16 protein-coding genes are annotated in these 23,300 nt (G+C 52.2%); 12 read left to right on the top strand and 4 right to left on the bottom strand.

Annotation, left to right across the window (positions count from 1 at the left end; translation table 11 throughout):
* Positions 1 to 7: 7 nt before the first annotated feature.
* A complete protein-coding gene (locus RDO88_RS05620; protein ID WP_307758441.1) occupies positions 8 to 2,212 on the bottom strand; it encodes a hypothetical protein in 2,205 nt (734 codons plus the stop codon).
* A 218-nt stretch (positions 2,213 to 2,430) separates the two neighbouring features.
* Here RDO88_RS05620 and RDO88_RS05615 point away from each other — a divergent pair, with 218 nt between their 5' ends.
* The 12 genes from RDO88_RS05615 (at position 2,431) to RDO88_RS05560 (ending at position 17,414) form a co-directional block, all read left to right on the top strand.
* A complete protein-coding gene (locus tag RDO88_RS05615; RefSeq protein ID WP_307758440.1) occupies positions 2,431 to 2,907 on the top strand; it encodes a pyridoxamine 5'-phosphate oxidase family protein in 477 nt (158 codons plus the stop codon).
* A gap of 76 nt (positions 2,908 to 2,983) precedes the next feature.
* A complete protein-coding gene (locus tag RDO88_RS05610) occupies positions 2,984 to 3,886 on the top strand; it encodes a serine acetyltransferase (protein WP_307758439.1) in 903 nt (300 codons plus the stop codon).
* Between the two features lie 51 nt (positions 3,887 to 3,937).
* A complete protein-coding gene (locus RDO88_RS05605; RefSeq protein ID WP_307758438.1) occupies positions 3,938 to 5,374 on the top strand; it encodes a THUMP domain-containing protein in 1,437 nt (478 codons plus the stop codon).
* Positions 5,358 to 7,616 (top strand): DPP IV N-terminal domain-containing protein, encoded by a 2,259-nt coding sequence (locus RDO88_RS05600; protein WP_307758437.1) that lies wholly within the window; start codon positions 5,358 to 5,360, stop codon positions 7,614 to 7,616. Before RDO88_RS05605 ends, RDO88_RS05600 begins: the two co-directional genes overlap by 17 nt.
* A gap of 114 nt (positions 7,617 to 7,730) precedes the next feature.
* Positions 7,731 to 9,005 (top strand): phosphoribosylamine--glycine ligase, encoded by a 1,275-nt coding sequence (gene purD / locus RDO88_RS05595; RefSeq protein ID WP_307758436.1) that lies wholly within the window; start codon positions 7,731 to 7,733, stop codon positions 9,003 to 9,005.
* 19 nt (positions 9,006 to 9,024) lie between these two features.
* A complete protein-coding gene (locus RDO88_RS05590; protein ID WP_307758435.1) occupies positions 9,025 to 10,020 on the top strand; it encodes a hypothetical protein in 996 nt (331 codons plus the stop codon).
* Positions 10,005 to 10,484 (top strand): VTT domain-containing protein, encoded by a 480-nt coding sequence (locus tag RDO88_RS05585; RefSeq protein WP_307758434.1) that lies wholly within the window; start codon positions 10,005 to 10,007, stop codon positions 10,482 to 10,484. The genes RDO88_RS05590 and RDO88_RS05585 overlap by 16 nt, the downstream gene beginning before the upstream one ends.
* A gap of 24 nt (positions 10,485 to 10,508) precedes the next feature.
* Positions 10,509 to 11,180 (top strand): tRNA (5-methylaminomethyl-2-thiouridine)(34)-methyltransferase MnmD, encoded by a 672-nt coding sequence (gene mnmD / locus RDO88_RS05580; RefSeq protein ID WP_307758433.1) that lies wholly within the window; start codon positions 10,509 to 10,511, stop codon positions 11,178 to 11,180.
* Between the two features lie 75 nt (positions 11,181 to 11,255).
* A complete protein-coding gene (locus RDO88_RS05575) occupies positions 11,256 to 12,158 on the top strand; it encodes a metal ABC transporter solute-binding protein, Zn/Mn family (protein ID WP_307758432.1) in 903 nt (300 codons plus the stop codon).
* 60 nt (positions 12,159 to 12,218) lie between these two features.
* The gene (locus RDO88_RS05570) at positions 12,219 to 12,977 is read left to right on the top strand and encodes an ATP-binding cassette domain-containing protein (RefSeq protein WP_307758431.1); all 759 of its coding nucleotides are present in this window, start codon (positions 12,219 to 12,221) and stop codon (positions 12,975 to 12,977) included.
* Between the two features lie 247 nt (positions 12,978 to 13,224).
* The gene (locus RDO88_RS05565) at positions 13,225 to 16,647 is read left to right on the top strand and encodes a DUF2723 domain-containing protein (RefSeq protein WP_307758430.1); all 3,423 of its coding nucleotides are present in this window, start codon (positions 13,225 to 13,227) and stop codon (positions 16,645 to 16,647) included.
* Positions 16,648 to 16,751: 104 nt separating this feature from the next.
* Positions 16,752 to 17,414 carry a polysaccharide deacetylase family protein gene (locus RDO88_RS05560; protein ID WP_307758429.1) on the top strand — a complete coding sequence of 221 codons (663 nt, stop codon included), beginning with the start codon at positions 16,752 to 16,754 and terminating at the stop codon, positions 17,412 to 17,414.
* 106 nt (positions 17,415 to 17,520) lie between these two features.
* Here the strand turns inward: RDO88_RS05560 and RDO88_RS05555 are convergent, their stop codons facing one another.
* From RDO88_RS05555 to RDO88_RS05545, 3 genes are read right to left on the bottom strand one after another with little or no spacing between them, the layout of a single operon-like run.
* Positions 17,521 to 20,211 (bottom strand): M64 family metallopeptidase, encoded by a 2,691-nt coding sequence (locus RDO88_RS05555; protein WP_307758428.1) that lies wholly within the window; start codon positions 20,209 to 20,211, stop codon positions 17,521 to 17,523.
* A gap of 33 nt (positions 20,212 to 20,244) precedes the next feature.
* Positions 20,245 to 22,365, bottom strand: coding sequence for a BACON domain-containing protein (locus tag RDO88_RS05550; protein WP_307758427.1), 2,121 nt, complete (start codon positions 22,363 to 22,365; stop codon positions 20,245 to 20,247).
* Positions 22,366 to 22,420: 55 nt separating this feature from the next.
* Positions 22,421 to 23,293 (bottom strand): hypothetical protein, encoded by an 873-nt coding sequence (locus tag RDO88_RS05545; RefSeq protein WP_307758426.1) that lies wholly within the window; start codon positions 23,291 to 23,293, stop codon positions 22,421 to 22,423.
* Between the last annotated feature and the right edge of the window lie 7 nt (positions 23,294 to 23,300).

Genomic DNA, 23,300 nt, shown 5'->3' with positions numbered 1-23,300 from the left:
TACACGTTTATTTCTTCACAGAGTTGACTACCGGCAGATAGAACTCGCGACCGAAAGTCATCGGCTGGCCCGCAACGGCCTGCTGCTTCACTTCAGCCTGACGGTAAGGTATCTGCACCTGGTTCTTGTTTCCTTTTTCCGTCTGTGCGGCAATCTTCTGGTTGGGCAGATTCAATGCCTTGGTACCGGCGTTGGCATCATTGACGATTTTCTTCAGATCTTCAATGTTGCCCGCATTGGCCTGAATGAGCTGGCCGACGGACAGACGCTCTACCTTGCTGTCAACGCCCTCCTCATTTTTTACAGACATGAAGCAGGAGTAGTTCGTATTCCAGTCGCTCAGGACATAGGCATAATAATTCCGTTCGGCAGAAATGCTGGTCCAGTTGAAGGATGTATACAGTTCCACGTCACTCATCTGTTCGTACACCTTGTCTACCAGGATGTATCGGGGATCCTTCGTACCCTCCGAAGGCGTGAAGCGCATCACGACAATGGCACGGCCTGCGGTAGCAGCCGAATCACCGAATATCTTGCCGGCCTCTTCGTTACCGTCAAAGTAGCCCAGGCATTCTCCCTTGATCTCTGCATCCGAGAATTGCGGAGCCGTAATAAACGACTTGTCGGCCTGCACGCGAGCCACCTTTCCTTCGTTGTTCAAGGCAAAATAGCTCAGCGTATACGACTTGCCCGGAGTAAGGTTCTTATAAACATTGCCATAACGTGAACCCGGACGGTAATAGCTTTCATACAGGAAGGTACTCATAGGCTTCTCGGGGTCGAAACGCAGACTTTCCTGATAAGCCAGTTTCACTTCTTCTTCGATGGCAGCCTTTGCCTCGGCTTCGTTATAGTCCTCGTCGGGCATCATCAGACTTGTATAAGGCAACGTCTCGTCAGAAGGAATGATATTGAAATCAACCTGATAGGGAAGACAAGAATTGACATAATACGAGAATGTCATTTTCGAGGGATCGCCTTCCGAAAGCTTGGCATCAAACTCATAGCATGTCGGCTCGCTCACGATGCCCGTACCAATCTTGTAGGCAAAAGCCAATACATAATGTTTCACGCCGGGAGTCAGCGTGGCAGCGGGTGCTTCCTGAATGCCACTCGTCACTACGAAACCGATAAGCGGACCTTGCGATTTGACAAACTGCTCTGCAATCTGCATCGGCGTCAGATCCTTGGTCGACTCGTCGTAGGGGTCGTAACACCAGATGTAAGTCTGCTCCAAGTCTTCAGGCACTACCTTGATTTTGGCAGAAGTGGCGGTTACATCGGTCACCTGTATGTCGAACTTCATATCAATCATACTGTTGTCGCCCTCGTCTGTTGTATAAGATCCGGTTGCCGGTTCGGAAACGATAACGAAAGTCAAAGCTCCGTCTACTTCTACAGTCTTGAAAGCAGCCGTCATCCATACATATTCGGTTTTGTTCATTAAACCCGATGCCGTCAGAGTCAAGTCGCCCTGATGGAAGAGCTGCTTCAGGAGTTGGTCTATTACTTCAGGAGTAATGTTACCGTCGGGAGCCAGTTCAGATACCCGATGGTTCATCTCCTCACCGAAATAGGTATTGAGAATCTGCAGATTGTCCCACCCCATATCTACTGCCTGTTGGTAAGTAGCTTTCGGGAAGGTGCAGAAATAATAATCCACTTCCTTATTGGAAGGTTTCACGGCAAACTGTGCCGTTTTATCTGTAATGCCAGATACCTGTACATCGAACGAACAGTCAACCGGTTCTGCAATTTCCGTCTGGAAGAACAGATATTCGGCCTGTTCGGCAGCACGCGTACCGTCGACGGCAAACACAACCAACTCATAGATACGGCCGGGAAGCAGATTCTCAACCATCAGGTCGGTGTGGTCGCCCTTCAGGCTGATGGAATCGACATACTGCTCGAACGGAGTGCCTTTGGCTTCGGCCTGCTTCTTGAGGTTATCCATCAGGAAAGCCGTCAGTTCGCCTTTCGACACTTGATCGACGGTTTGCTTGTCTACATAGAGACACAGGTAGGGGATGTTGGCATCGGATGCCTTTACACTGAAAGAAAAAGTAGAAGTCGTGGCTTCGCCTTCGGTCAGTGTCAACACTTGCTTGCTAAGGTCCAGGTATGCGCTGTTGTTTTCGTCTTCCTCATTACAGGAAATAAAGGCGAACAGCATCAGCAAGCTGAATAGCGGTAAAAAGGTTTTTAATTTCATGTAACTTTAATTTAATGATTTTTTATCAGAAAAGAAAGGTATAAAAGCGACAAAAGGAAGGGTAGAGAAGTCGCATCGGCTCCACAATGCTGAAAAGCCCCGAAACGGCAAGCCGAAGAGCGCGGAAAAGCAATGTTTACTATTTTCCCCATGATTGCACGACAATCTTCTTGTTATTTTCCCGCAAACCTGTAACTTTGCCACCAAAAACCAAGTACATGAAAACAATCAGCATCACCGACCCCAAAGAAATGGAAGCCGTCATCCGCCGCTGCCCCTATTGCATGGTGGGCATCACCGATGCGGACGGCCATCCTTACGTCCTCCCCATGAACTTTGCCTACGAGGAGGGTATCGTTTACCTGCACTCCGGCCCCGACGGCGGAAAGCTCGCAATGCTCCGCCAGCGTCCCGACGTGTGCATCACCTTCTGCGACGGACATGAACTGGTGTGGATGCACCAGCAGGTGGCCTGCTCGTACAGCATGAAGAGCCGTAGCGTCATCTGCCGCGGACGTGTCGAATTTGTAGACGACATGGACGAGAAGCGACACATCCTCACCCTCCTGATGAAGCACTACACCGACTATCCCTGCACAATGGGCGACCCGGCCGTTCGCAACGTGGTCGTATGGCGCATCCGTGTGGAGCAGATGACCGGCAAGTCGTTCGGTTTGCGCCCGAGCGAGCTATAAATGAAGAGGATGTAGGATATTTGGCAAGTTTTTGCTACCTTTGTTGCCACTTTACGAACCATATAAGGATATTCGGATGAGTCCACTCAACTTTACCCACATCTTGGCACAGACGGTAGACGAGCTTTCGGAAAGCGAGTCCTACAAAGGCCTTTTCCACCAGCACACGGACGGCAATCCGCTCCCGTCGGGCAAGGCATTGCAGCAAATCGTCGAACTGACGCGTGCCATCGTCTTCCCCGGCTACTTCGGCATCTCGAACGTGAACAGCCGTACACTGAAATACCACATCGGCGTCTACGTCGAACAGCTCTTCGACCAGCTGACCGAACAGATACTGGCCGGCCTCTGTTTTGCAGGCGACGGACAGGAGGACGGCTGCTGTACCGAACAGCTCCGCCAGCAGGCAGCCGAGAAGGCGGCAGGCTTCATCGCCACCCTGCCCGAAATGCGCCGCATCCTGGCCACCGACGTCGAAGCCGCCTACAACGGCGACCCCGCCGCCCACTCCTTCGGCGAAGTCATCAGCTGCTATCCGGCCATCCGCGCCATCAGCAACTACCGCATGGCCCACCGGCTGCTGTGCCTCGGCGTACCCCTCATCCCCCGCATCATCACCGAAATGGCGCATAGCGAGACAGGGATCGACATCCATCCGGGCGCACAGATAGGCCACCACTTTACCATCGACCACGGCACGGGTGTGGTTATCGGCGAAACCTGCATCATCGGAAACAACGTCAAGCTCTACCAGGGCGTCACGCTGGGTGCCAAGAGCTTCCCCCTCGATGCCGACGGCAAGCCCATCAAGGGTATTCCCCGCCATCCCATTCTGGAAGACGACGTCATCGTCTACTCCAACGCCACCATTCTGGGACGCATCACCGTGGGACGCGGAGCGACCGTGGGTGGCAATATCTGGGTGACCGAAGACGTGCCCGCCGGCGCACGCATCGTGCAGACCAAAGCCAAGAAATGAAGGCACAAAGGAACACTGAAATCTGAATTCTGAAATCTGAAATAAATAGAAATGAACGAACAACCTTCTTTTGAGATGATAGCCAAGACCTTCCAAGGTCTGGAAGAAGTACTGGCACAGGAACTGACGGAACTGGGTGCCGATAACATAGAGATAGGCCGGAGAATGGTATCTTTTACAGGTGACAAAGCAATGCTTTACAAAGCCAACTTCTGCCTGCGCACCGCCATCCGCATCCTGAAGCCGCTGAAGCACTTCACCGCCCACGACGCCGACGAGGTGTACAACGAGGTGAAAGCCATCCGCTGGGAAGACTATCTGACGACGGACAAGTCGTTTGCCGTGGATGCCGTTGTGTTCAGCGAAGAGTTCCGCCACAGCAAGTTCGTGTCCTACCGCGTGAAGGACGCCATCGTCGACTACTTCCGTGAGAAGACGGGCAAGCGACCCAACGTGCGCATCAACAAGCCCGACGTGCTGCTCAACATCCACATCGCCGAAAGCACCTGCACCCTGTCGCTCGATTCGAGCGGCGAGTCGCTCCACCGCCGCGGCTATCGCCAGGAGGCCGTCGAAGCCCCGCTGAACGAAGTGCTGGCCGCCGGCATGATTCTGATGACGGGCTGGAGGGGCGAGTGCGACCTCATCGACCCCATGTGCGGTTCGGGTACCATCCCCATCGAAGCGGCCCTCATTGCCCGCAACATCGCGCCCGGCGTCTTCCGTCAGGAATTTGCCTTCGAGAAGTGGCCCGACTTCGACCGCGACCTCTTCGACGCCATCTACAACGACGACAGCCAGGAACGTGAGTTCGCCCACAAGATATACGGCTACGACAACAATCCGAAAGCCAACGAAATAGCCACTCACAACGTCAAGGCGGCGGGTGTCACGAAAGACATCGTCCTGAAGCTGCAACCCTTCCAGCAATTCGAGCAGCCGCAGGAGAAATCCATCATCATCACCAACCCACCCTATGGCGAGCGCATCTCGACGGACGACCTGCTGGGCCTCTACGAGATGATAGGCGAACGCCTGAAACACGCCTTTACGGGCAACACCGCCTGGATACTCTCCTACCGTGACGAATGTTTCGATCAGATAGGCCTGAAGGCCAGCGCACGCATTCCGCTCTTCAATGGTGCCCTGGAATGCCAGTTCCGCAAATACGAAATCTTCGACGGCAAGTACAAGGATTTCCGCGCCGAAGGCGAAGAGCTGAAAAAAGAACAGCGTGAATCACGCCCTGCCGTCCGCAAGGACTCCAAGCCCCGCGAACGGCGCAGCTTCGGCGACGGCGAGAAGAAAGAGTTCAAGCCCCGTGGCGAACGGAAGGACTTCGCTCCGCGTGAAAAGAAGGAGTTCAAGAAAGACTTCAAGAGCGAACGCAAACCGCGTTCGGGCGAGTCGTACCCTGAAAGGAAAAGAAGAGAACTACGCAACAACCCTAAAGACAATCTCAATAAAAAAGATGAAAAGAATCAGTAAGAACATGGTAGCCCTGCTAATGGCAGCAACTACCCTGACCGGTACCCACCTTATGGCACAAGAAACTGCAACAAACGAACTGAAATACCCCACACTGGAGGACCTCATCCCCGGCGGGGCAACCTACCGCTATGCCGAGAGCCTCTACGGCCTGCAATGGTGGGGCGACCAGTGCATCAAGCCGGGCATCGACTCCCTCGTGGCCGTCAACCCCAAGAACGGCAAGGAGACGTTGCTCACTACCCGCGAAAGCATCAACCAGGCACTCGAAGCTGAAAAGCTGGGCAAGCTGTCACACCTCTACAACGTACAGCTGCCGTGGGAAAACCAGACGAAACTTCTCATCACCCTGCCCGGCCGATACATCACTTATGACTGGAAGGCCGGAAAAACAACCGACGTCCTGACCTTCGACAAGCAAGCCGCCAACACGGACTATACCGTGGCAGGCGGACACGTGGCCTACACCCTGAAGAACAACCTCTACGTGGACAACAAGCAGGTGACCGACGAACCCGAAGGCATCGTCTGCGGACAGAGCGTTCACCGCAACGAGTTCGGCATCTCGAAAGGTACCTTCTGGAGCCCCACAGGCAACCTGCTGGCCTTCTACCGCATGGACGAGTCGATGGTGACCCAATATCCGCTGGTGGACATCACCGCCCGCGTGGGTGAGGTGAACAACATCCGCTACCCCATGGCCGGCATGACGAGCCACAAGGTGCAGGTGGGCATCTATAACCCTGCCAACGGCAAGACCGTCTACCTGAACACGGGTGACCCCACCGACCGCTACTTCACCAACATCTCGTGGGCACCCGACGAGAAGTCGCTCTTCCTCATCGAACTGAACCGCGACCAGAACCACAGCAAGCTCTGCCAATACGACGCCGCATCGGGCGAACTGATACAGGTGCTCATCGAGGAGACACATCCCAAGTACGTGGAGCCGCAGAACCCCATCCTGTTCCTGCCGTGGGACAGCAACAAGTTCATTTACCAGAGCCAATGCGACGGTTACAACCACCTCTATCTGTACGACCTGAAGCAACTCCACGCCATCCAACCCCAGAAGCTCACCAAAGGAGAGGTAGAGAAGCTGTGGAAGACTATCGAGAAAGCCGGAAAGGGAAAGACTCCCGCCGGAGCCGCAGGCATACAGCTCACTTCGGGTGAATGGCTCGTGCAGAGCATCCTCGGCTTCAACGCCAAGAAGAAGGAAGTCATCATCGCCGCCACCAAGGAGTCGCCCCTGCAGAGCAATCTGTATAAGGTGAACATCGCCAACGGCAAGCTGACTCCGATAGACAACGGACTGGGCGTGCACAACGCGCAACTCTCCGCCTCGGGCACGTACCTGCTGGACAACTGGTCGGCTCCCGACGTGCCGCGCGCCATCAACATTGCCTCCACCGCCAACGGCAAGGAGACCGTACGCCTGCTCACCGCCGCCAATCCTTTCGAGGGCTTCAAGATGCCCAGCGTGGAAACGGGCACCCTCAAGGCTGCCGACGGCAAGACCGACCTCTACTACCGCCTCATCAAGCCGGCCGACTTCGACCCGACCAAGAAATATCCCGCCATCGTCTATGTCTACGGCGGCCCGCATGCCCAGCTGATTGTCAACAATTGGAACTACGCCGCCCGCGGCTGGGACCTCTACATGGCCAACAAGGGATACATCCTCTTCACCGTGGACAACCGCGGCAGCTCGAACCGCGGCCTGGAGTTTGAGAACTGCACCTTCCGCCACCTCGGCATCGAGGAGGGCAAGGACCAGGTGAAAGGCGTCGAGTTCCTCCGGTCGCTGCCCTACGTGGACGGCAGCCGTATCGGCGTACACGGATGGAGCTTCGGCGGCCACATGACCACGGCCCTGATGCTGCGCTACCCCGACCTCTTCAAGGTGGGCGTGGCAGGCGGACCCGTCATCGACTGGGGCTACTACGAGGTGATGTACGGCGAACGCTACATGGACACGCCGCAGACCAACCCCGAAGGCTACAAGCAATGCAACCTGAAGAATCTGGCGCCCAACCTCAAAGGCCATCTGATGATTATCCACGACGACCACGACGACACCTGCGTGCCCCAGCACACCCTGTCGTTCATGAAGGCCTGTGTGGACGCACGTACGTATCCCGACCTCTTCATCTATCCCGGCCACAAGCACAACGTACTGGGCCGCGACCGCGTGCATCTGCACGAGAAGATTACAAGATACTTCGAGGACTATCTGTAAGGACACTGTTGGATAGACACTCTATCCAACGGTAGATAGACAGGCTATCCAGCAGTAGATAGACAGACTATCCAACGGTAGATAAAACAACGTATAACATAACAAGACATCATCATGAAACTGTTACTCTTAGGCTCGGGCGGCCGTGAACATGCCCTGGCATGGAAAATAGCCCAAAGCCCCAAAGTGGAGAAGCTCTACATCGCCCCGGGCAACGCAGGCACACAAGCCGCCGGCGAGAATGTGGACATCAAGGCCACGGACTTCCCCGCCATCAAGGACTTCGTCCTGAAGAACGGAGTGGAAATGATTGTAGTGGGTCCCGAAGACCCGCTGGTGAAAGGCATCTACGACTACTTTGCCGACGACGCCGAGACACGCCACATCGCCGTGATAGGCCCCACACGGGCCGGAGCCACGCTCGAAGGCAGCAAGGAATTTGCCAAAGGCTTCATGCAGCGCCACGGCATCCCCACCGCCCGCTACAAGAGCATCACCGCCGCCAATCTGGAAGAAGGCCTCGCCTTCCTCGAAACCCTCGAAGCTCCCTACGTGCTGAAGGCCGACGGCCTCTGCGCCGGCAAGGGTGTGCTCATCCTGCCCACGCTGGACGAGGCCAAGCGCGAACTGAAGGAAATGCTGGGCGGCATGTTCGGCGACGCCAGTGCCACGGTGGTCATCGAGGAGTTCCTCAGCGGCATCGAGTGCTCCGTCTTCGTGCTGACCGACGGCAAGAACTACAAGGTGCTCCCCGTAGCCAAGGACTACAAGCGCATCGGCGAGGGCGACAAGGGCCTGAACACCGGCGGCATGGGCAGCGTGACACCCGTACCCTTCGCCGACGACACGTTCATGGAGAAAGTGCGCACCCGCATCATCGAGCCCACCGTAAACGGCCTCATCGAGGAAGGCATCCTCTACAAGGGCTTCATCTTCCTGGGCCTCATCAACGTGAAGGGCGAGCCGATGGTCATCGAATACAACGTCCGCATGGGCGACCCCGAGACAGAAAGCGTGATGCTGCGCATCCAGAGCGACCTGGTGGACCTGCTCGAAGGCGTGCGCGACGGTAACCTCGACACCAAGGAACTGGTTCTCGACCCACGTACGGCCGCCTGCGTGATGCTCGTCAGCGGCGGATACCCCGAAGCCTACGAGAAGGGCAAGGTGATGACCGGTCTGGAGCAGGCAGCCGCCACGGACAGCATCCTCTTCCACGCCGGTACGGCGCTGAAGGACGGACAGGTAGTAACCAACGGCGGACGCGTCATCGCTGTCTGCTCGTACGGCAACACCAAGGAAGAAGCCCTGCAGAAGAGCTACCGCGTGGCCGACCTGATCAGTTTCGAGAAGAAGTACTTCCGCCGCGACATCGGCTTCGACCTCTAACCGACCCACCCGCAAGCCGATGAGAAACCGACGGTTTCAGAACAAAGTGACGGCAGGCAGGTTCACCCTGCCTGCCGCCATGCTCATAGCCACTGTCTGCTGGACAGCGGCCGCCCTCCTCTTGCCCGACACCGGCCTTGGAGATGCAGGCCCCCAATGGCTGCAAAGCCTGGCAGCACATCCGGCCGGACACTGGTTCCTGCCGCTGGCAGGATTCCTCCTGCACAGTGCCGTCGCCTTCTTCCTCGTCAACCTGAACAATACGTTTGCCCTGATCCGCGTCCGGGCTTCCATACAGAGCGCCATCTACTTCCTGCTGATTGCCGCCCTGCCGGCTGTACACGAAGCTTTGGCCGGGCTATTGTGTTCCGTCTGCAGCCTGATAGCCCTGCAACTCCTCTTTTCAGGTTATCGTCAGGAACAGACCTCAGGAACGTTGTTCCATTGTTTTGCCCTGGCAGGCATCGCGGGAATGATTGTACCGCCATACATGCTGTTGGTTCCCCTGCTTTGGATAGGAGCCTTCAGTTTCTTTGCCCTGAACTTCCGGAGCATGGCCGCCTCGGTTGTGGGTTTTGCCTTTCCCTGGTGGATGGCCATAGGATATGCCACACTGACAGGCCATACAGCCGACTTTCTCCAGTACATCGGCGACATCCGGCTTTTCCGTCCGCTATGGACGGGCTTCGACCTGTTGCAGAGCGTTTCGCTGGCTTTCCTGTTTGTAGTCTACGCTGTCAGCGCCGTCCACTGCCTGCTGGCCGGTTATGAGGACAAGATACGTACCCGCACCTATCTGTACTTTCTGGTATTCTTCGGTTTCTGCCAGTTTGTGCTCGTAGCCTTGCAGCCCTACCTGTTCGCCAGCTTCTGCCCGCTGCTGGTATGTACCACGAGCATTCTGGCCGGACACTTGTTTGCACTGACCGGCAGCCGCTTGTCCAATGCCTTCTTTATCTTCACGTTGGCAGGGACCCTGTTCCTTTACTTCTATCAGCTATGGACGCTTTTGTAGATTCCTTGCTCCAGCTCCTCATCGACTGGGGATACATCGGCCTCTTCCTGTCGGCGCTGCTGGCAGGCAGTATACTGCCCTTCAGTTCCGAACTGGTGCTCGTCGCCCTGGTCAAGCTGGGCCTGAGCCCGACGCTCTGTGTACTCTCCGCTGCCGTGGGCAATACCGTAGGCGGACTGACCTGTTACTACATGGGACGCCTGGGCAAGACGGAATGGATAGAAAAATACTTCAAGGTGAAGCAGGAGAAAGTAGAGCGTATGATGCGCTTCCTTCAGGGGAAAGGCGCGCTGATGGCCTTCTTCGCCTTTCTCCCGTTCGTGGGCGAGGCCATTGCCATCGCATTGGGCTTCATGCGCAGCAACTTCGTACTGACCACCCTCTCCATGTTTGCCGGTAAGCTGCTCCGCTACATCGCCATGCTGTGGGCGCTTCAGGGAGCCATCTCCGCAGCCGGCATCTGACGACCCGTTAAGAAAAGAAAAATCATGCACAGAATCATCGAACAGACCGAAGACGGCAGCGCCACGCTCTACGTACCCGAACTGAACGAACATTATCACTCCGTGAAAGGTGCCCGCACCGAGTCGCAGCACATCTTCATCGACATGGGGCTGAAAGCCTCTGCCGCATCCTGCCCGCAGGTGCTCGAAGCGGGCTTCGGCACCGGACTGAATGCCCTGCTCACCCTGCAGGAGGCCGAACGCTCCGGACGCCCCGTCCGCTACACGGGCATCGAGCTCTATCCGCTGGCCTGGCCCGAGGTGGAGGCCCTGCACTACAGTGATGATCCGCGCCTGCGCCTCCTCCACGAAGCGCCGTGGGAAACCGAAGTACAGCTCACCCCCACCTTCCGCCTGCTGAAGCTCCGCCGCGACCTGACCTCGTGGCAGGCCGAAGACGAACATCCGCCCCTGCGTTGCGACGTAGTCTACTTCGATGCCTTCGCACCCGAGAAACAACCTGCCCTGTGGACGCCCGACGTCTTCCGCAACCTCTACCGCTGCCTCACGCCCGGCGGCATCCTCACCACCTACTGTGCCAAGGGAGCCGTGCGCCGCCTGATGCAGGACATCGGCTTCCGCATGGAGCGTCTGCCCGGCCCGCCGGGAGGGAAACGCGAAATATTGCGTGCCACGAAGCCGAACGACGTTCCATAAAATATGCCCGAACTTTACCGTTAATTAACACATTCTTTGTATCTTTGCCCAGCTTTCACAAAGATTTAACAGAAGATGAAAAAGATACATACCCTCTGGATACTGACCCTGTTGCTGGTTGCCTGCAAGCCTGCCGGACAGAAGGCAGAAGCGGACGACGGCGACACGAAGCCCGTCATCACCGTCACCATCGAGCCCCTGCGCTACTTCACTGAAGCCATTGCAGGCGACCGCTTCGACGTGGTCAGCATGGTGCCCAAAGGCAGTAGCCCCGAAACCTACGACCCTACGCCCGCCCAGCTGATGTCGCTCTCCAAGAGCACGGCCTACCTGCGCATCGGTTTCATAGGCTTCGAACAGACGTGGATGGACCGCCTGACAGACAATGCTCCCCACCTGCAAGTGTTTGACACCTCACACGGCATCGACCTCATCCTGCAGGAAGGCCTGCACGAAGAGTCGCATGCCGACGAACCCTACCATATACACAGCGGTCCCGAACCGCATGTATGGAACTCGCCCGCCAATGCACGTATCATCGCGACCAATATCCTGAAGGCTCTCTGTACCCTCGACAATCCGAACCGCGACAACTACCTGGCCCGATACGACAGCCTCTGCACCGTCATCGACCGTACCGACAGCCTCTGCCGCCAGATGCTTGCCCAGCCCGGAGCCGACCATGCCTTCATGATCTATCATCCCGCCCTGAGCTACCTGGCACGCGACTACGGCCTGCTCCAGCTCTCCATCGAAGACGGAGGCAAGGAGCCTTCGCCCGCCCACCTGAAGGAACTCATCAACGCCTGCAAGCAGGAAGACATCCACGTCATCTTCGTGCAACCCGAGTTCGACCGCCGCAACGCCGAGCTCATTGCCCGCCAGACAGGTACCCGTATAGTGGACATCAATCCGCTGGCTTACGACTGGGAGGCGGAGATGCTGAAAACGGTACGTGAATTGATAATGGAGAATTGAAAATTGAAAATTAGACTCCTCCATTCTCCATTTTCAATTCTCAATTCTCAATTATCCATTATGCAGCCACTCATCGAAATACAGAACCTCAGTGCCGGCTACGACGGCCGTACCGTGTTACGCGACGTGGACCTCACCGTCTACGACCGCGACTTCCTGGGCATCATCGGCCCTAACGGAGGCGGTAAGACAACCCTCATCCGTTGCATCCTGGGCCTGCTGAAACCTCAGAGCGGTACCATCGCCTTCCATCCGCAAAAGGACAAACAGGCTCCCCTTGCCATCGGTTACCTGCCCCAGTATGCCAGCATCGACCGCAAGTTCCCCATCACCGTCCGCGAAGTCATCCTCTCCGGCCTGAGCAGTCGCAAAAGCCTCAGCGCACGTTATACCGCCGAGGAACGCGAACGCGCCGCCCGGGTCATCGCCCGCATGGGACTGGAAGGCATGGAACAGAAGGCCATCGGCGCCCTGAGCGGCGGACAGCTGCAACGCGCCCTGCTGGGACGCGCCATCGTGTCCGACCCCGAAGTGGTTATCCTCGACGAGCCCGCCACCTACCTCGACCGCCGCTTCGAAGCCCGCCTCTACGAACTGCTGGCCGAAATCAACCGCGACTGCGCCATCATCCTCGTCAGCCACGACATCGGCACCGTGCTCCAGCAGGTGAAGTCCATCGCCTGCGTCAACGAAACACTGCACTACCACCCCGACACAGGCATCACGGGCGAGTGGCTGGAGCAGAACTTCAACTGCCCCATCGAGCTGCTGGGACACGGCAACCTGCCCCATCGCATCCTGAAGGAACATACGTCCTGACCTGCTTCCTGCAAGTGCCGACCTCATGCTGCAAAAGAAGCAATGCTTTGCCTCGAAAGAAGCAATGTTTTGTACCAAAGAAAGCAATGTTTTGCACCCAAACATTGCCGCATTTTGCACATATATCCTTTAAGCAATCCTAATAATCAGCCCGAGCCGCATTCTTTTCAGTATGAAATGCTTATATTTGCGGCGTTTTGATGGAAACATCGCACAGATTATAACGTTATATCATCTATACAACTGAATGAAACAGTACAAGTTCGTCAACAACCTGACAGGTTGGATTACTTTCCTCATCGCGGCCACGGTCTACTGCCTGACCATCGAGCCGACCGCCAGTTTCTGGGACTGCCCGGAATTCATCACCACCGGTTACAAACTGGAAGTAGGACACCCGCCCGGAGCACCGTTCTTCATGCTCGTGGCCAACTTCTTCTCGCTCTTCGCCTCCGGCCCCTCGGAAGTGGCCAAGATGGTGAACTACATGAGCGCGCTGATGAGCGGTGCCTGTATCCTGTTCCTCTTCTGGAGCATCACGCACCTGGTGCGCAAGCTTGTGGTGAAGGACGAAAACCACATCACCCGCGGACAGCTGGTTACCATCATGGGTAGCGGCGTGGTGGGTGCGCTGGCCTATACGTTCAGCGACACATTCTGGTTCTCGGCCGTCGAGGGCGAGGTATATGCGTTCTCGTCACTGTTCACCGCCATCGTGTTCTGGCTGATACTGAAGTGGGAAGACGTGGCCGACCAGCCCCATTCCGACCGCTGGCTCATCCTGATTGCCTATCTGACGGGCCTCAGCATCGGTGTCCACCTGCTGAACCTGCTCTGCCTGCCCGCCATCGTGCTGGTATATTACTATAAGAAAGTGCCCAACGCCAATGCCAAAGGCTCGCTGCTGGCGCTCCTGGCTTCCATGATCCTGGTGGCTGTGGTGCTCTACGGCATCGTGCCCGGCATCGTGAAGGTGGGCGGATGGTTCGAACTGCTGTTCGTCAACGTCCTGAGCATGCCGTTTAATACGGGCGTTATCGTCTACATCATTCTGCTGGCCGCCTGCCTCATCTGGGGTGTGTACGAAAGCTATACGGAGAAAGACAAGATGCGCATGGCCATTTCGTTCGTGCTGACCATCGCCATGCTGGGTATCCCGTTCTACGGACACGGAGCCAGCGCCGTAGTCATCGGTCTTGTAGTCATCGCCCTGCTGTGGTTCTACCTCAGCCCGAAGGCACAGAACAGCATGAAAGAGAAATACCGCGTCAGCGCCCGCACGCTGAACACCGCCCTGCTGTGTACCATGATGATGGTCATCGGCTACTCGTCGTACGCCCTCATCGTCATCCGCTCCACGGCCAACACGCCGATGGACCAGAACTCGCCCGAAGACATCTTCACGCTGGGCGAATACCTGGGCCGCGAGCAATATGGAACGCGCCCGCTGTTCTATGGCCCTGCCTATACTTCGAAGGTGGCCCTCGACGTGAAGGACGGCTACTGCCAACCGCGCATCTCGTACAATGGTACCAAGTTCATCCGCAAGGAGAAGGCCACGCCCGACGAGAAAGACTCGTACATCGAGATACCCGGACGCGTCGACTACGAATATGCACAGAACATGCTCTTCCCCCGCATGTACAGCAGTACGCACACCCAGCAGTATGAAGCCTGGCAGGACGTCAAGGGCTACGAAGTGCCCTACGACCAATGCGGCGAAATGATTATGGTGAAGATGCCTACACAATGGGAGAACATTAAGTTCTTCTTCTCCTACCAGCTGAACTGGATGTACTGGCGCTACTTCATGTGGAACTTTGTGGGCCGCCAGAACGATATCCAGGGCTTCGGCGAGATAGAGCACGGCAACTGGATCACGGGCATCAGCTTCATCGACAACATGCTTGTGGGCGACCAGACACTGATCCCCACCGAATTGAAAGAGAACAAGGGACACAACGTGTTCTACGGCCTGCCGTTGCTGCTCGGCATCATCGGCCTGCTGTGGCAAGCCTACCGCGGACAGAAGGGCATCCAGCAGTTCTGGATAGTCTTCTTCCTGTTCTTCATGACGGGTATTGCCATTGTGCTCTACCTGAACCAGACGCCCAGCCAGCCGCGTGAGCGCGACTATGCCTATGCCGGCTCGTTCTACGCCTTTGCCATCTGGATCGGCATGGGTGTGGCCGGCCTCATCCAGCTGTTGAGCAAGTGGATGCAGGGCAAGGCAGCCGCCAAGGTCGGGACATCGGACGAAAGCGAAGCTCCCGAGCTGAAGCCCTCGCTGGCCGTTGCCCTCATCGTTTCCGTAGTCTGCCTCCTTATCCCTATCCAGATGGCCAGCCAGACGTGGGACGACCACGACCGCAGCGACCGTTACATGGCCCGCGACTTCGGTCAGAACTACCTGATGTCCTTGCAGGAAAGCGGTAACCCCATCATCTACACCAACGGCGACAACGATACCTTCCCCCTGTGGTACAACCAGGAGACCGAAGGCTTCCGCACCGACGCCCGTACCTGCAACCTGTCGTACCTTAACACCGACTGGTACATCGACCAGATGAAGCGTCCTGCCTACGACTCGCCGTCGCTCCCCATCACATGGGACCGCATGGAGTACGTTGAGGGGACCAACGAATACATCACCGTCAATCCCGAATACAAGAAGAGCATCGACGCCCTCTACGCACAGGCCGAGAAGGAAGCCCTTGCTGGTAACCCCGAAGCCAAGATAAACGTACAGAAGGAATTCGGTGAAAACCCCTACGAACTGAAAAATATCCTGAAGTACTGGGTACGCAACAAGAACCAGGAAATGAGAGTGATACCTACGGACAGTGTGGTCATCAAGGTAGACAAGGAAGCCGTACGACGCAGCGGTATGCTGATTCCGGGCGATTCCATCCCCGACTATATGCCCATCAAGCTCCGCACCAAGGACAACCAGGGCAACTATCATCCCAAGCGTGCCCTCTACAAGAGCGAACTGATGATGCTCGAGATGCTGGCTGAAGCCAATTGGGAGCGTCCCATCTACATTGCCGTCAGCGTAGGCAACGAGAACCAGCTGGGTATGGACAACTACTTCATCCAGGAAGGTCTGACCTACCGTTTCACACCCTTCGATACCAGCAAGACCGGCGTGAAGATAGACAGCGAAAAGATGTACGACAATCTGATGAACAAGTTCAAGTTCGGCGGCATCGACAAGCCCGGCATCTACATCGACGAAAACGCCATGCGCATGTGCTACTCGCACCGCCGCATCTTCTCGCAGCTCATCGGCCAGCTGTTGACCGAAGGCAAGAACGACAAAGCCCGTGCCGCACTGGAGTACGCCGAGAAGATGATTCCGGCCGTAAACGTGCCCTATGACTGGCAGAACGGTGCCCTGCAACTGTCCGAGGCCTGGTACAAGCTGGATGAATCTGAAAAGGGAGACCACATCATTCAGGCCCTTGCCGACAAGGCCGTGGAATACATGACCTGGTACATGAGCCTCGATGAAGGCCGCTTCATGATTTCCACCCGCGAGTTCGAGTACCACTGGGCTCTGCTCAACGAGGAAGTCAAGAAGATGGAACAATACAAGTCTCCGCTGGCAGAAACCTACCGCGCCAAGCTGGAAGAGCTGTACAACCTGTATGTAAACAGAATGAAATAAGCGGTAAGCGGTGAGTGGTGAGTGGTGAGTATTCCAACAATTCACTACTCACCGCTAATCGCTAACCGTTAACCGCTAATCACTCACCTCTAACCCCTACCACCGTGTTTATCGAGCAACCTCCCGAACTGTTCCGGAAACTATATCCCAGCGCCCTGTGGCGGATGAATCCCGACGAGAAAGCTGTTTACCTGACTTTCGACGACGGTCCTATCCCCGTGGTTACGCCCTGGGTACTCGATTTATTGGACAAACACGACGTGAAAGCCACCTTCTTCATGGTGGGCGACAACATCCGCAAGCACCCCGAAGAATTCCGTATGGTCGTAGAGCGTGGCCACCGCATCGGTAACCACACCTTCAACCACATCCGCGGTTTCAGCCGCAAATACTTCACCTCCTATAGCTATCTGGAGAATACAGAAGAGGCGCACGACTTCATGCTCTCCATCTGCGACTCCGAAACGACCGACAAGGCTCTCCGCCCGCTTCTGTTCCGCCCTCCGCACGGCCACATGGGCTGGGCACAATACATGGTGTTGAAGCGGAAATACAAGATTGTGATGTGGGACCTCGTCACCCGCGACTACAGTAAGAAACTCCGTGGCCCGCAGGTACTGGCCAACGTCATGCGCTATGCCCGCAACGGCTCCATCATCACCTTCCACGACTCCCTCAAGTCGTGGGACAGCGGCAATCTGCAATACGCCCTTCCCCGTGCCCTCAGCTTTCTGAAGGAGGAAGGGTATGAGTTCAAGGTGCTGTAAACAAATCGATATACCCTACTTGATATGAAGCTGTATTCCCAAGAAAGTATCTTAAATTCTTTCTTGGGAATACAGCTTCATATTACAAGTATCAGTCATCACCTGTTTATCTATAAGGAATCCGACCCTTAACATTGTCAGTCCTGGTTCCACCTACAAACGTTGGTGGTTTATGAATCACTTTCCTAGTATCTTTCTTCCGTAAAGAACGTGTAGCAGGAACCTTGGCACGGTTAACAGCATCGTAAGTCACGAAATCCTGATAATCATACACCCATCCACTATCTTCAGAAAGCTCCATAATCATTTTATAAATAGCTTCACGACTCGGTGCATTAAACCATGAATAATCATTATTCATCACACTATTCTCTGAAGAACGGTAAATACCCTTTCCCCATTGCCAAGCCCCTTCATAAATTCCCGTTTCACCGGCATAAAGCGGATCAGATAAGAAGTGTGCCCACTTTATCTGTTCAGGTGAATTTGTTACATCCAGATTAGCTCCCCAACCACGTGATTTATAATTTTGTTCAAAATTCTGCACATCTATCTCTGATACGATATTATTTTCATATCCCTTAAAAATATATTCGTCCAATAATTTGGCAAAGCCATGTCCCCCAGCCTCATGAATAATTACATCCGAGGGACCACCCACAGTTATATGAGCAATAGATGCTCCAGAAGCAAACATGTCGGTATATCCTTCTATATAAAACATGTTTGGATTATTCACCACATTAATAACAGTCACTTTATCCATATTTACTCCCGATACTTTACTAACATAATCAAAACATGTATCAGTATTAACATAATATTCACCATTAGCATCAAACCATCCCAAACGGAAGTCCATCTTTTCCAAAGGAACATTCATATATTCAGTGGCAGAAACTACTTTCACTGCATATACATTAAAACGATTACGGAACGTCTTGAAAGGTTCTATTGAAAAAAACAATTCCATTGACTTTTTCATATCTGTTTCATATTTACCATTTTCCTGCATATCCCGATCTACGTACGCATCGCCTATCAATACCAAATCAATACCTTTCCCTTCAGTAGCTTCTTGCAACGTTATCACTTCCCCATCACGTGAATAATCGGACGAAATATAATAATCAGACGAGAAGATGGGATGTTCTTCCGGCTCACCCAAACGGGCATAAAGAATACTATCTACAATCGAATTATAGAATTCTTCCGGAATACTCCAATACCTTTTATAATAATCAACCAGATAACCTTTACCATCTATCAGATATGTAGAACCTATTTCCCACAATCCGATCAACTGATCCGTATTATTTGTTAAAGATTGCCATAAACGTTCCATATCCGTTATCGGATAATTCTTCACACGTTCATAAGTTTCATTCCTCTCTTGTTCAGTATTTCCCATATGAGATATAACCGTTCCAAATCCTTTATTATGGTACGAAAGATGCTGATTAGCACGTGCATCACTCGGAGTATCAGTCATAATATGAACCAATTTATATTTCTCCAACAAGGCATATAATGTAGTTTTTTCACCAGTAAGATATTCAACTTCCATATCATTCAAACGCAAATTAATATCTGTCATATCAAAACCTTGCCCCGGTTCAAAAGCCTGCAGAATAATCCCCCAACCAAATTCATTCCAGCGAGGATGCTGTCTAATACTTTCTGGAATTTTCCCACATAGAAGATTGCCGGATAGGCTGATAGACTCTGCAGTATTCATCAATGTCGCCAAAGCCTCAGGCAACTTTCCTGTAAGATTATTACCAGGTAAATTTAACTCTACGACATAAGGACTCTTTATTGTATCTCCTCCTCCATTGTTTACACCAAACCATTGATAAATAGGCTTGTCGCTTAACCAATTTGTATTATCCTTCCATTGGCTGCCATTTGTTGCATTATAAAAATCAATCAAGGCCTGCCTTTGTTGTTCTTGCAATTCAACAATATCCTCCCGACCCGTACTGATGGAATAAACATGCCCAGCTACAAAGCCTGTTTCCGGGACAGCTCTAGCCATAAAAGTAGCATCATTTGCAGCTATTCTCAAAACCGTACCAGCTTTTTGGGGTAATACAGGAATATAAACAGTAAATGGACTTTGAGTCAAATCATATCCTCCCACATGAACATAGATACGCTTATCCGCTTCTGTAACGGCAACTTCTTTTGTTTTCAAATCAAACAGAGCAGCTACATACGCCAAGGTATCATCAGAAATAATCGAAACATTTTCTATTTGAGGCCTTTCTATGTCAGGGAAAATATCCGTAGTCAATGTCAATTTCAAATAAGCATATATATGCTTAAATTGGAAATGCACTTCCTTATTCACTATTTTACTTTCTGCATATACAAACGGACGAATATCCTCTACATTTCCATAAGACTGGGCATTTGGCAACGAGACCGTATAGTTTTCCTCCTCAAGCCAATCAGCATAAGGATAATAGGCATAAACCGTTGTTCCTTCTTCTCCCTTCAGACTTTCACCATACTGCAGATCGGGAACAACAAACTCTACATTTCCTTCCGAAGAACCAGCATACAGATAAGGCAAATTCCGTTGTTCTCCTGCAAAGAGACCAATTTTATCCTCATCTTTCCACTGAACGGAGGTAAAAGAGCCATTTTCAACAAATTCAATTCTTGTTTGCGACACAAGGCTATCTGCAAATATTCGAATCGCCCCATTCTTCCGTATTGTCATCATGTCTGGATCTTGACACCCACACAACATCATTGACAACAACCCTATGACAATCAATCGTATCTTCATAATCACAAAATCTATATACCATCAATATTCCGTTTACCATTCTTCTGTAGGTAAATCATCAATACCCGAATCAACTTTTGTACTTTTCTCTTGTTCCAAATCCCACATTAATCCAGTTTTCCATTCTATCGGATCTTGTTCCGGATTATACCAGCGAAAACAAATCTCTGTACTTCGAGAACGGTTCATCAAATTTTCCCGAACCTCAAATGAAAAAGATAATATATACGTACCGTCGTCTTTCTCTTCATACGTATAGTCAATCTTGTTCAACCAATCATCTTCCATCACGACATCCACATACCGAGTATTACTCTCAACTGTTGCAACAAATTGCTGTTGAGTTGATGAAACGACAGAAGGAGCAGAACACATTTTCATATAGACATCAGCCCCTAACTGAAATACCAATATCTCCTCTTGAACACTTCCTTCCGCACCTCTCAACATAATACTTCCTGCCCTCTGCTCCGAAGAAACATTAGTCTTTATATTAAAACAGAGAGTCTTTTCTGCCAAAGAACGAGTTGTTTCCACCACCTGCTCTATCCAATCACAATCGATTTTTATTGATATTTCAGTATTGGTTTGTACTTTCACATTCAACAAACCTCCACTTGCAGCGACATGATATTCCGCCTGTTCCAAGACCAAGCCCTCACGAGGAGCCTGTATTACTACCAATTTTGCTTCAAGATTTTCTTCCTTATTCACATACAATATATCGGCCGTACGACTTTCAAACGAATCATTCCGCTTTATACTGAAAGAATTGTCTGATTGTTTATACAACCAATCCACGTCAGGCATCACAATTTCATATGATACATTAGTTTCCACACTTATTGAAAAGGAATGTTCCTCACACCCTGCATTATAAATGTCTTGAGACAATACTAAAAATTTGTCAGTCCCGTGTCCTGCTTGTACGATACGAATATTTTGGATATTCTTTGCCTTCTCATCTCTGACCGTAACAAGTCCCTCACGTTCTCCCTTCATTTCATTGGCCAAAATATCTAATCGCAATATATTCTCTACAAGTCCACGAGTCTTGACCTGAGTTATCTTTATCCAATCAACATCTGTAACATACTCTATTTCTATATTAGAACAGACCTTAAGATCAAGCGAAGACGCTTCACATGAAACCTGATATTCATTCTGAGCTACTAAAATAACATCCCTCTGGACTTGAGTCACAATCACCTTCTCTTGCAAACCATTTTCTTCATCAACAAAGTATATCTCAGCTGTCCGCGCATCATAACCCTCGTTCGCCGCTACCGTGAAATAGTGTGTATAGGCTGAAAAGGAACGGGTGGACGCCTCTGTAATCCAAGGAACGTCGGGCATCACTACCTTATACGACGTATTGCTCTTCAGCTCCACCTGAATGGTCTCACCGTCGGACGGCACCGTATATTCTTTCTGCGACAACAGAATGGCCGGCTCGCTACCCGCCTGATAGACTGTGACCTGCTCCGTCAAGTCATTACCTCGCAAGGTTATAACAGCCTGACGAACTGCATTATCCGGATTCTCCGTCACCTGGAAACTCAGAGTAGAAGCTGTAAGACCACGCGTGGTGGAAGATGGTGAAGCTGTCAGCCAACTCTTGGCCGATTCTTCTATCTCATAACTGACGCTGACATTCGATTGCAATTCGATGCCGAACGTACCGCCCGTAGCATCCATTTCAACCTTGTTGGAGCTAACCAACAAAGCATCCTTCTGCTTTTGGGTAACAGTAATGGTTTGCTTTGCATTTCCGCAAGTCAGCAAAACAGCCGCGTTTCTTTCGTCATACGTTTCATTGGGCTGTGCACTCACCTGAAGCGTTACCGTGCCCGCCTCCCCTTGTGCGGGAGATATGCTTAACCAATCAACCGAACGAGTCACGGCATTGACACTGGCCGTCCAATCGGCAGAGGCCGTAAACGTCATAGTAAACGTTCCACCTTCCGACCCTATCACAGGTTGCAAGTCCACCTCATCATCCATCTCAATGGACGGCACTTCAGAATTCGAATTGTTCTCGACATCGCTACAACTCAAATAACATGCCATGAAGAAAAACGACAAAATTGTCAAGACAAAAAATCTACATTTCATTACCATCACAAATGCTTTTTTCCAAAAATGGTAGTGCATTGCCTTCTGCACAGACAAAATGCACTACCATTCAAACATCCTAACCAATTTATAATTATTGCTTTTCTATTTTATCTTCCATTCCCCAAAGAATCATATTCCAACCTTGGAATACAAACCAAAGAGCTATCAATGAAATCAACCCCACAATCATTCCTGTCAAAGGGAATAAATCAATGAGGGCAGCTACCAGCAATACAATCATACTGATACACAACTTTCCGGCACCATTTTGTCCTTCAGTTCCCAATGAAGCAGAGCGCTTCATGGCACTATAGCCCATATATTCCACAACAAAAGCAATAATCAACAAAATGCCGGCTATGATACCTCCCAACAAAGGAATCCAACCAAATATCACCGCCACGATACTTAGGATTACAGCAATCTTCAATCGGGAAGCTCCCTTAGCCCCATCAGCGTCCAAACTATCCTTCAGCTTGCCCAAGCCTATGAAATAGAGAATCAAACCTATCAAGGCTGCTATTCCTGTCATGGTAGTATCACCGATACTGTCATACACATGCAACAGAATGGCCAAAACAATCAAATAAGCTCCCTGACTCCCCCAATTCTTCCATTGTATCCCCAAACTTCCTTTACTCATAAATAAAGCAATCAATAAAGCAATCAGGCCAATATAATCCAACCAAGCGGGCATATTAGGGAACAAAGAAAGCAAAGCAAAACACAATCCACCACCGGCCAAAGCCAAGAAAGGCACCGGTAAAGCAGTTCCCATAACCTTATAGAAACTATGCAATGCCATACCGCCCAATATAATGCCGACAAGTTGACAACAAAATACAGGAATATCAAAATCAGGAACACCCAACAAAGAACCTAAATCAGGCAATAACGTACATACTACCAGCAACATGCTGAACTGCAACTGCAGAAATTTCTGCTTCTTCACTTTTTCTTCCATGGCTAAT

This window comes from uncultured Mediterranea sp., from assembly GCF_902493215.1.
GTDB lineage: Bacteria > Bacteroidota > Bacteroidia > Bacteroidales > Bacteroidaceae > Bacteroides.
Note: the sequence above shows the minus strand (reverse complement) of the source record. Positions and strands in the feature narration are given on the sequence as shown.

What these genes read in the sequence shown, in the direction of transcription:
- RDO88_RS05620 (WP_307758441.1), bottom strand. Translation starts at nt 2,212, where the DNA reads ATGAAATTAAAAACCTTTTTACCGCTATTCAGCTTGCTGATGCTGTTC.
- RDO88_RS05615 (WP_307758440.1), top strand. Translation starts at nt 2,431, where the DNA reads ATGAAAACAATCAGCATCACCGACCCCAAAGAAATGGAAGCCGTCATC.
- RDO88_RS05610 (WP_307758439.1), top strand. Translation starts at nt 2,984, where the DNA reads ATGAGTCCACTCAACTTTACCCACATCTTGGCACAGACGGTAGACGAG.
- RDO88_RS05605 (WP_307758438.1), top strand. Translation starts at nt 3,938, where the DNA reads ATGAACGAACAACCTTCTTTTGAGATGATAGCCAAGACCTTCCAAGGT.
- RDO88_RS05600 (WP_307758437.1), top strand. Translation starts at nt 5,358, where the DNA reads ATGAAAAGAATCAGTAAGAACATGGTAGCCCTGCTAATGGCAGCAACT.
- purD (WP_307758436.1), top strand. Translation starts at nt 7,731, where the DNA reads ATGAAACTGTTACTCTTAGGCTCGGGCGGCCGTGAACATGCCCTGGCA.
- RDO88_RS05590 (WP_307758435.1), top strand. Translation starts at nt 9,025, where the DNA reads ATGAGAAACCGACGGTTTCAGAACAAAGTGACGGCAGGCAGGTTCACC.
- RDO88_RS05585 (WP_307758434.1), top strand. Translation starts at nt 10,005, where the DNA reads ATGGACGCTTTTGTAGATTCCTTGCTCCAGCTCCTCATCGACTGGGGA.
- mnmD (WP_307758433.1), top strand. Translation starts at nt 10,509, where the DNA reads ATGCACAGAATCATCGAACAGACCGAAGACGGCAGCGCCACGCTCTAC.
- RDO88_RS05575 (WP_307758432.1), top strand. Translation starts at nt 11,256, where the DNA reads ATGAAAAAGATACATACCCTCTGGATACTGACCCTGTTGCTGGTTGCC.
- RDO88_RS05570 (WP_307758431.1), top strand. Translation starts at nt 12,219, where the DNA reads ATGCAGCCACTCATCGAAATACAGAACCTCAGTGCCGGCTACGACGGC.
- RDO88_RS05565 (WP_307758430.1), top strand. Translation starts at nt 13,225, where the DNA reads ATGAAACAGTACAAGTTCGTCAACAACCTGACAGGTTGGATTACTTTC.
- RDO88_RS05555 (WP_307758428.1), bottom strand. Translation starts at nt 20,211, where the DNA reads ATGAAGATACGATTGATTGTCATAGGGTTGTTGTCAATGATGTTGTGT.
- RDO88_RS05550 (WP_307758427.1), bottom strand. Translation starts at nt 22,365, where the DNA reads ATGCACTACCATTTTTGGAAAAAAGCATTTGTGATGGTAATGAAATGT.
- RDO88_RS05545 (WP_307758426.1), bottom strand. Translation starts at nt 23,293, where the DNA reads ATGGAAGAAAAAGTGAAGAAGCAGAAATTTCTGCAGTTGCAGTTCAGC.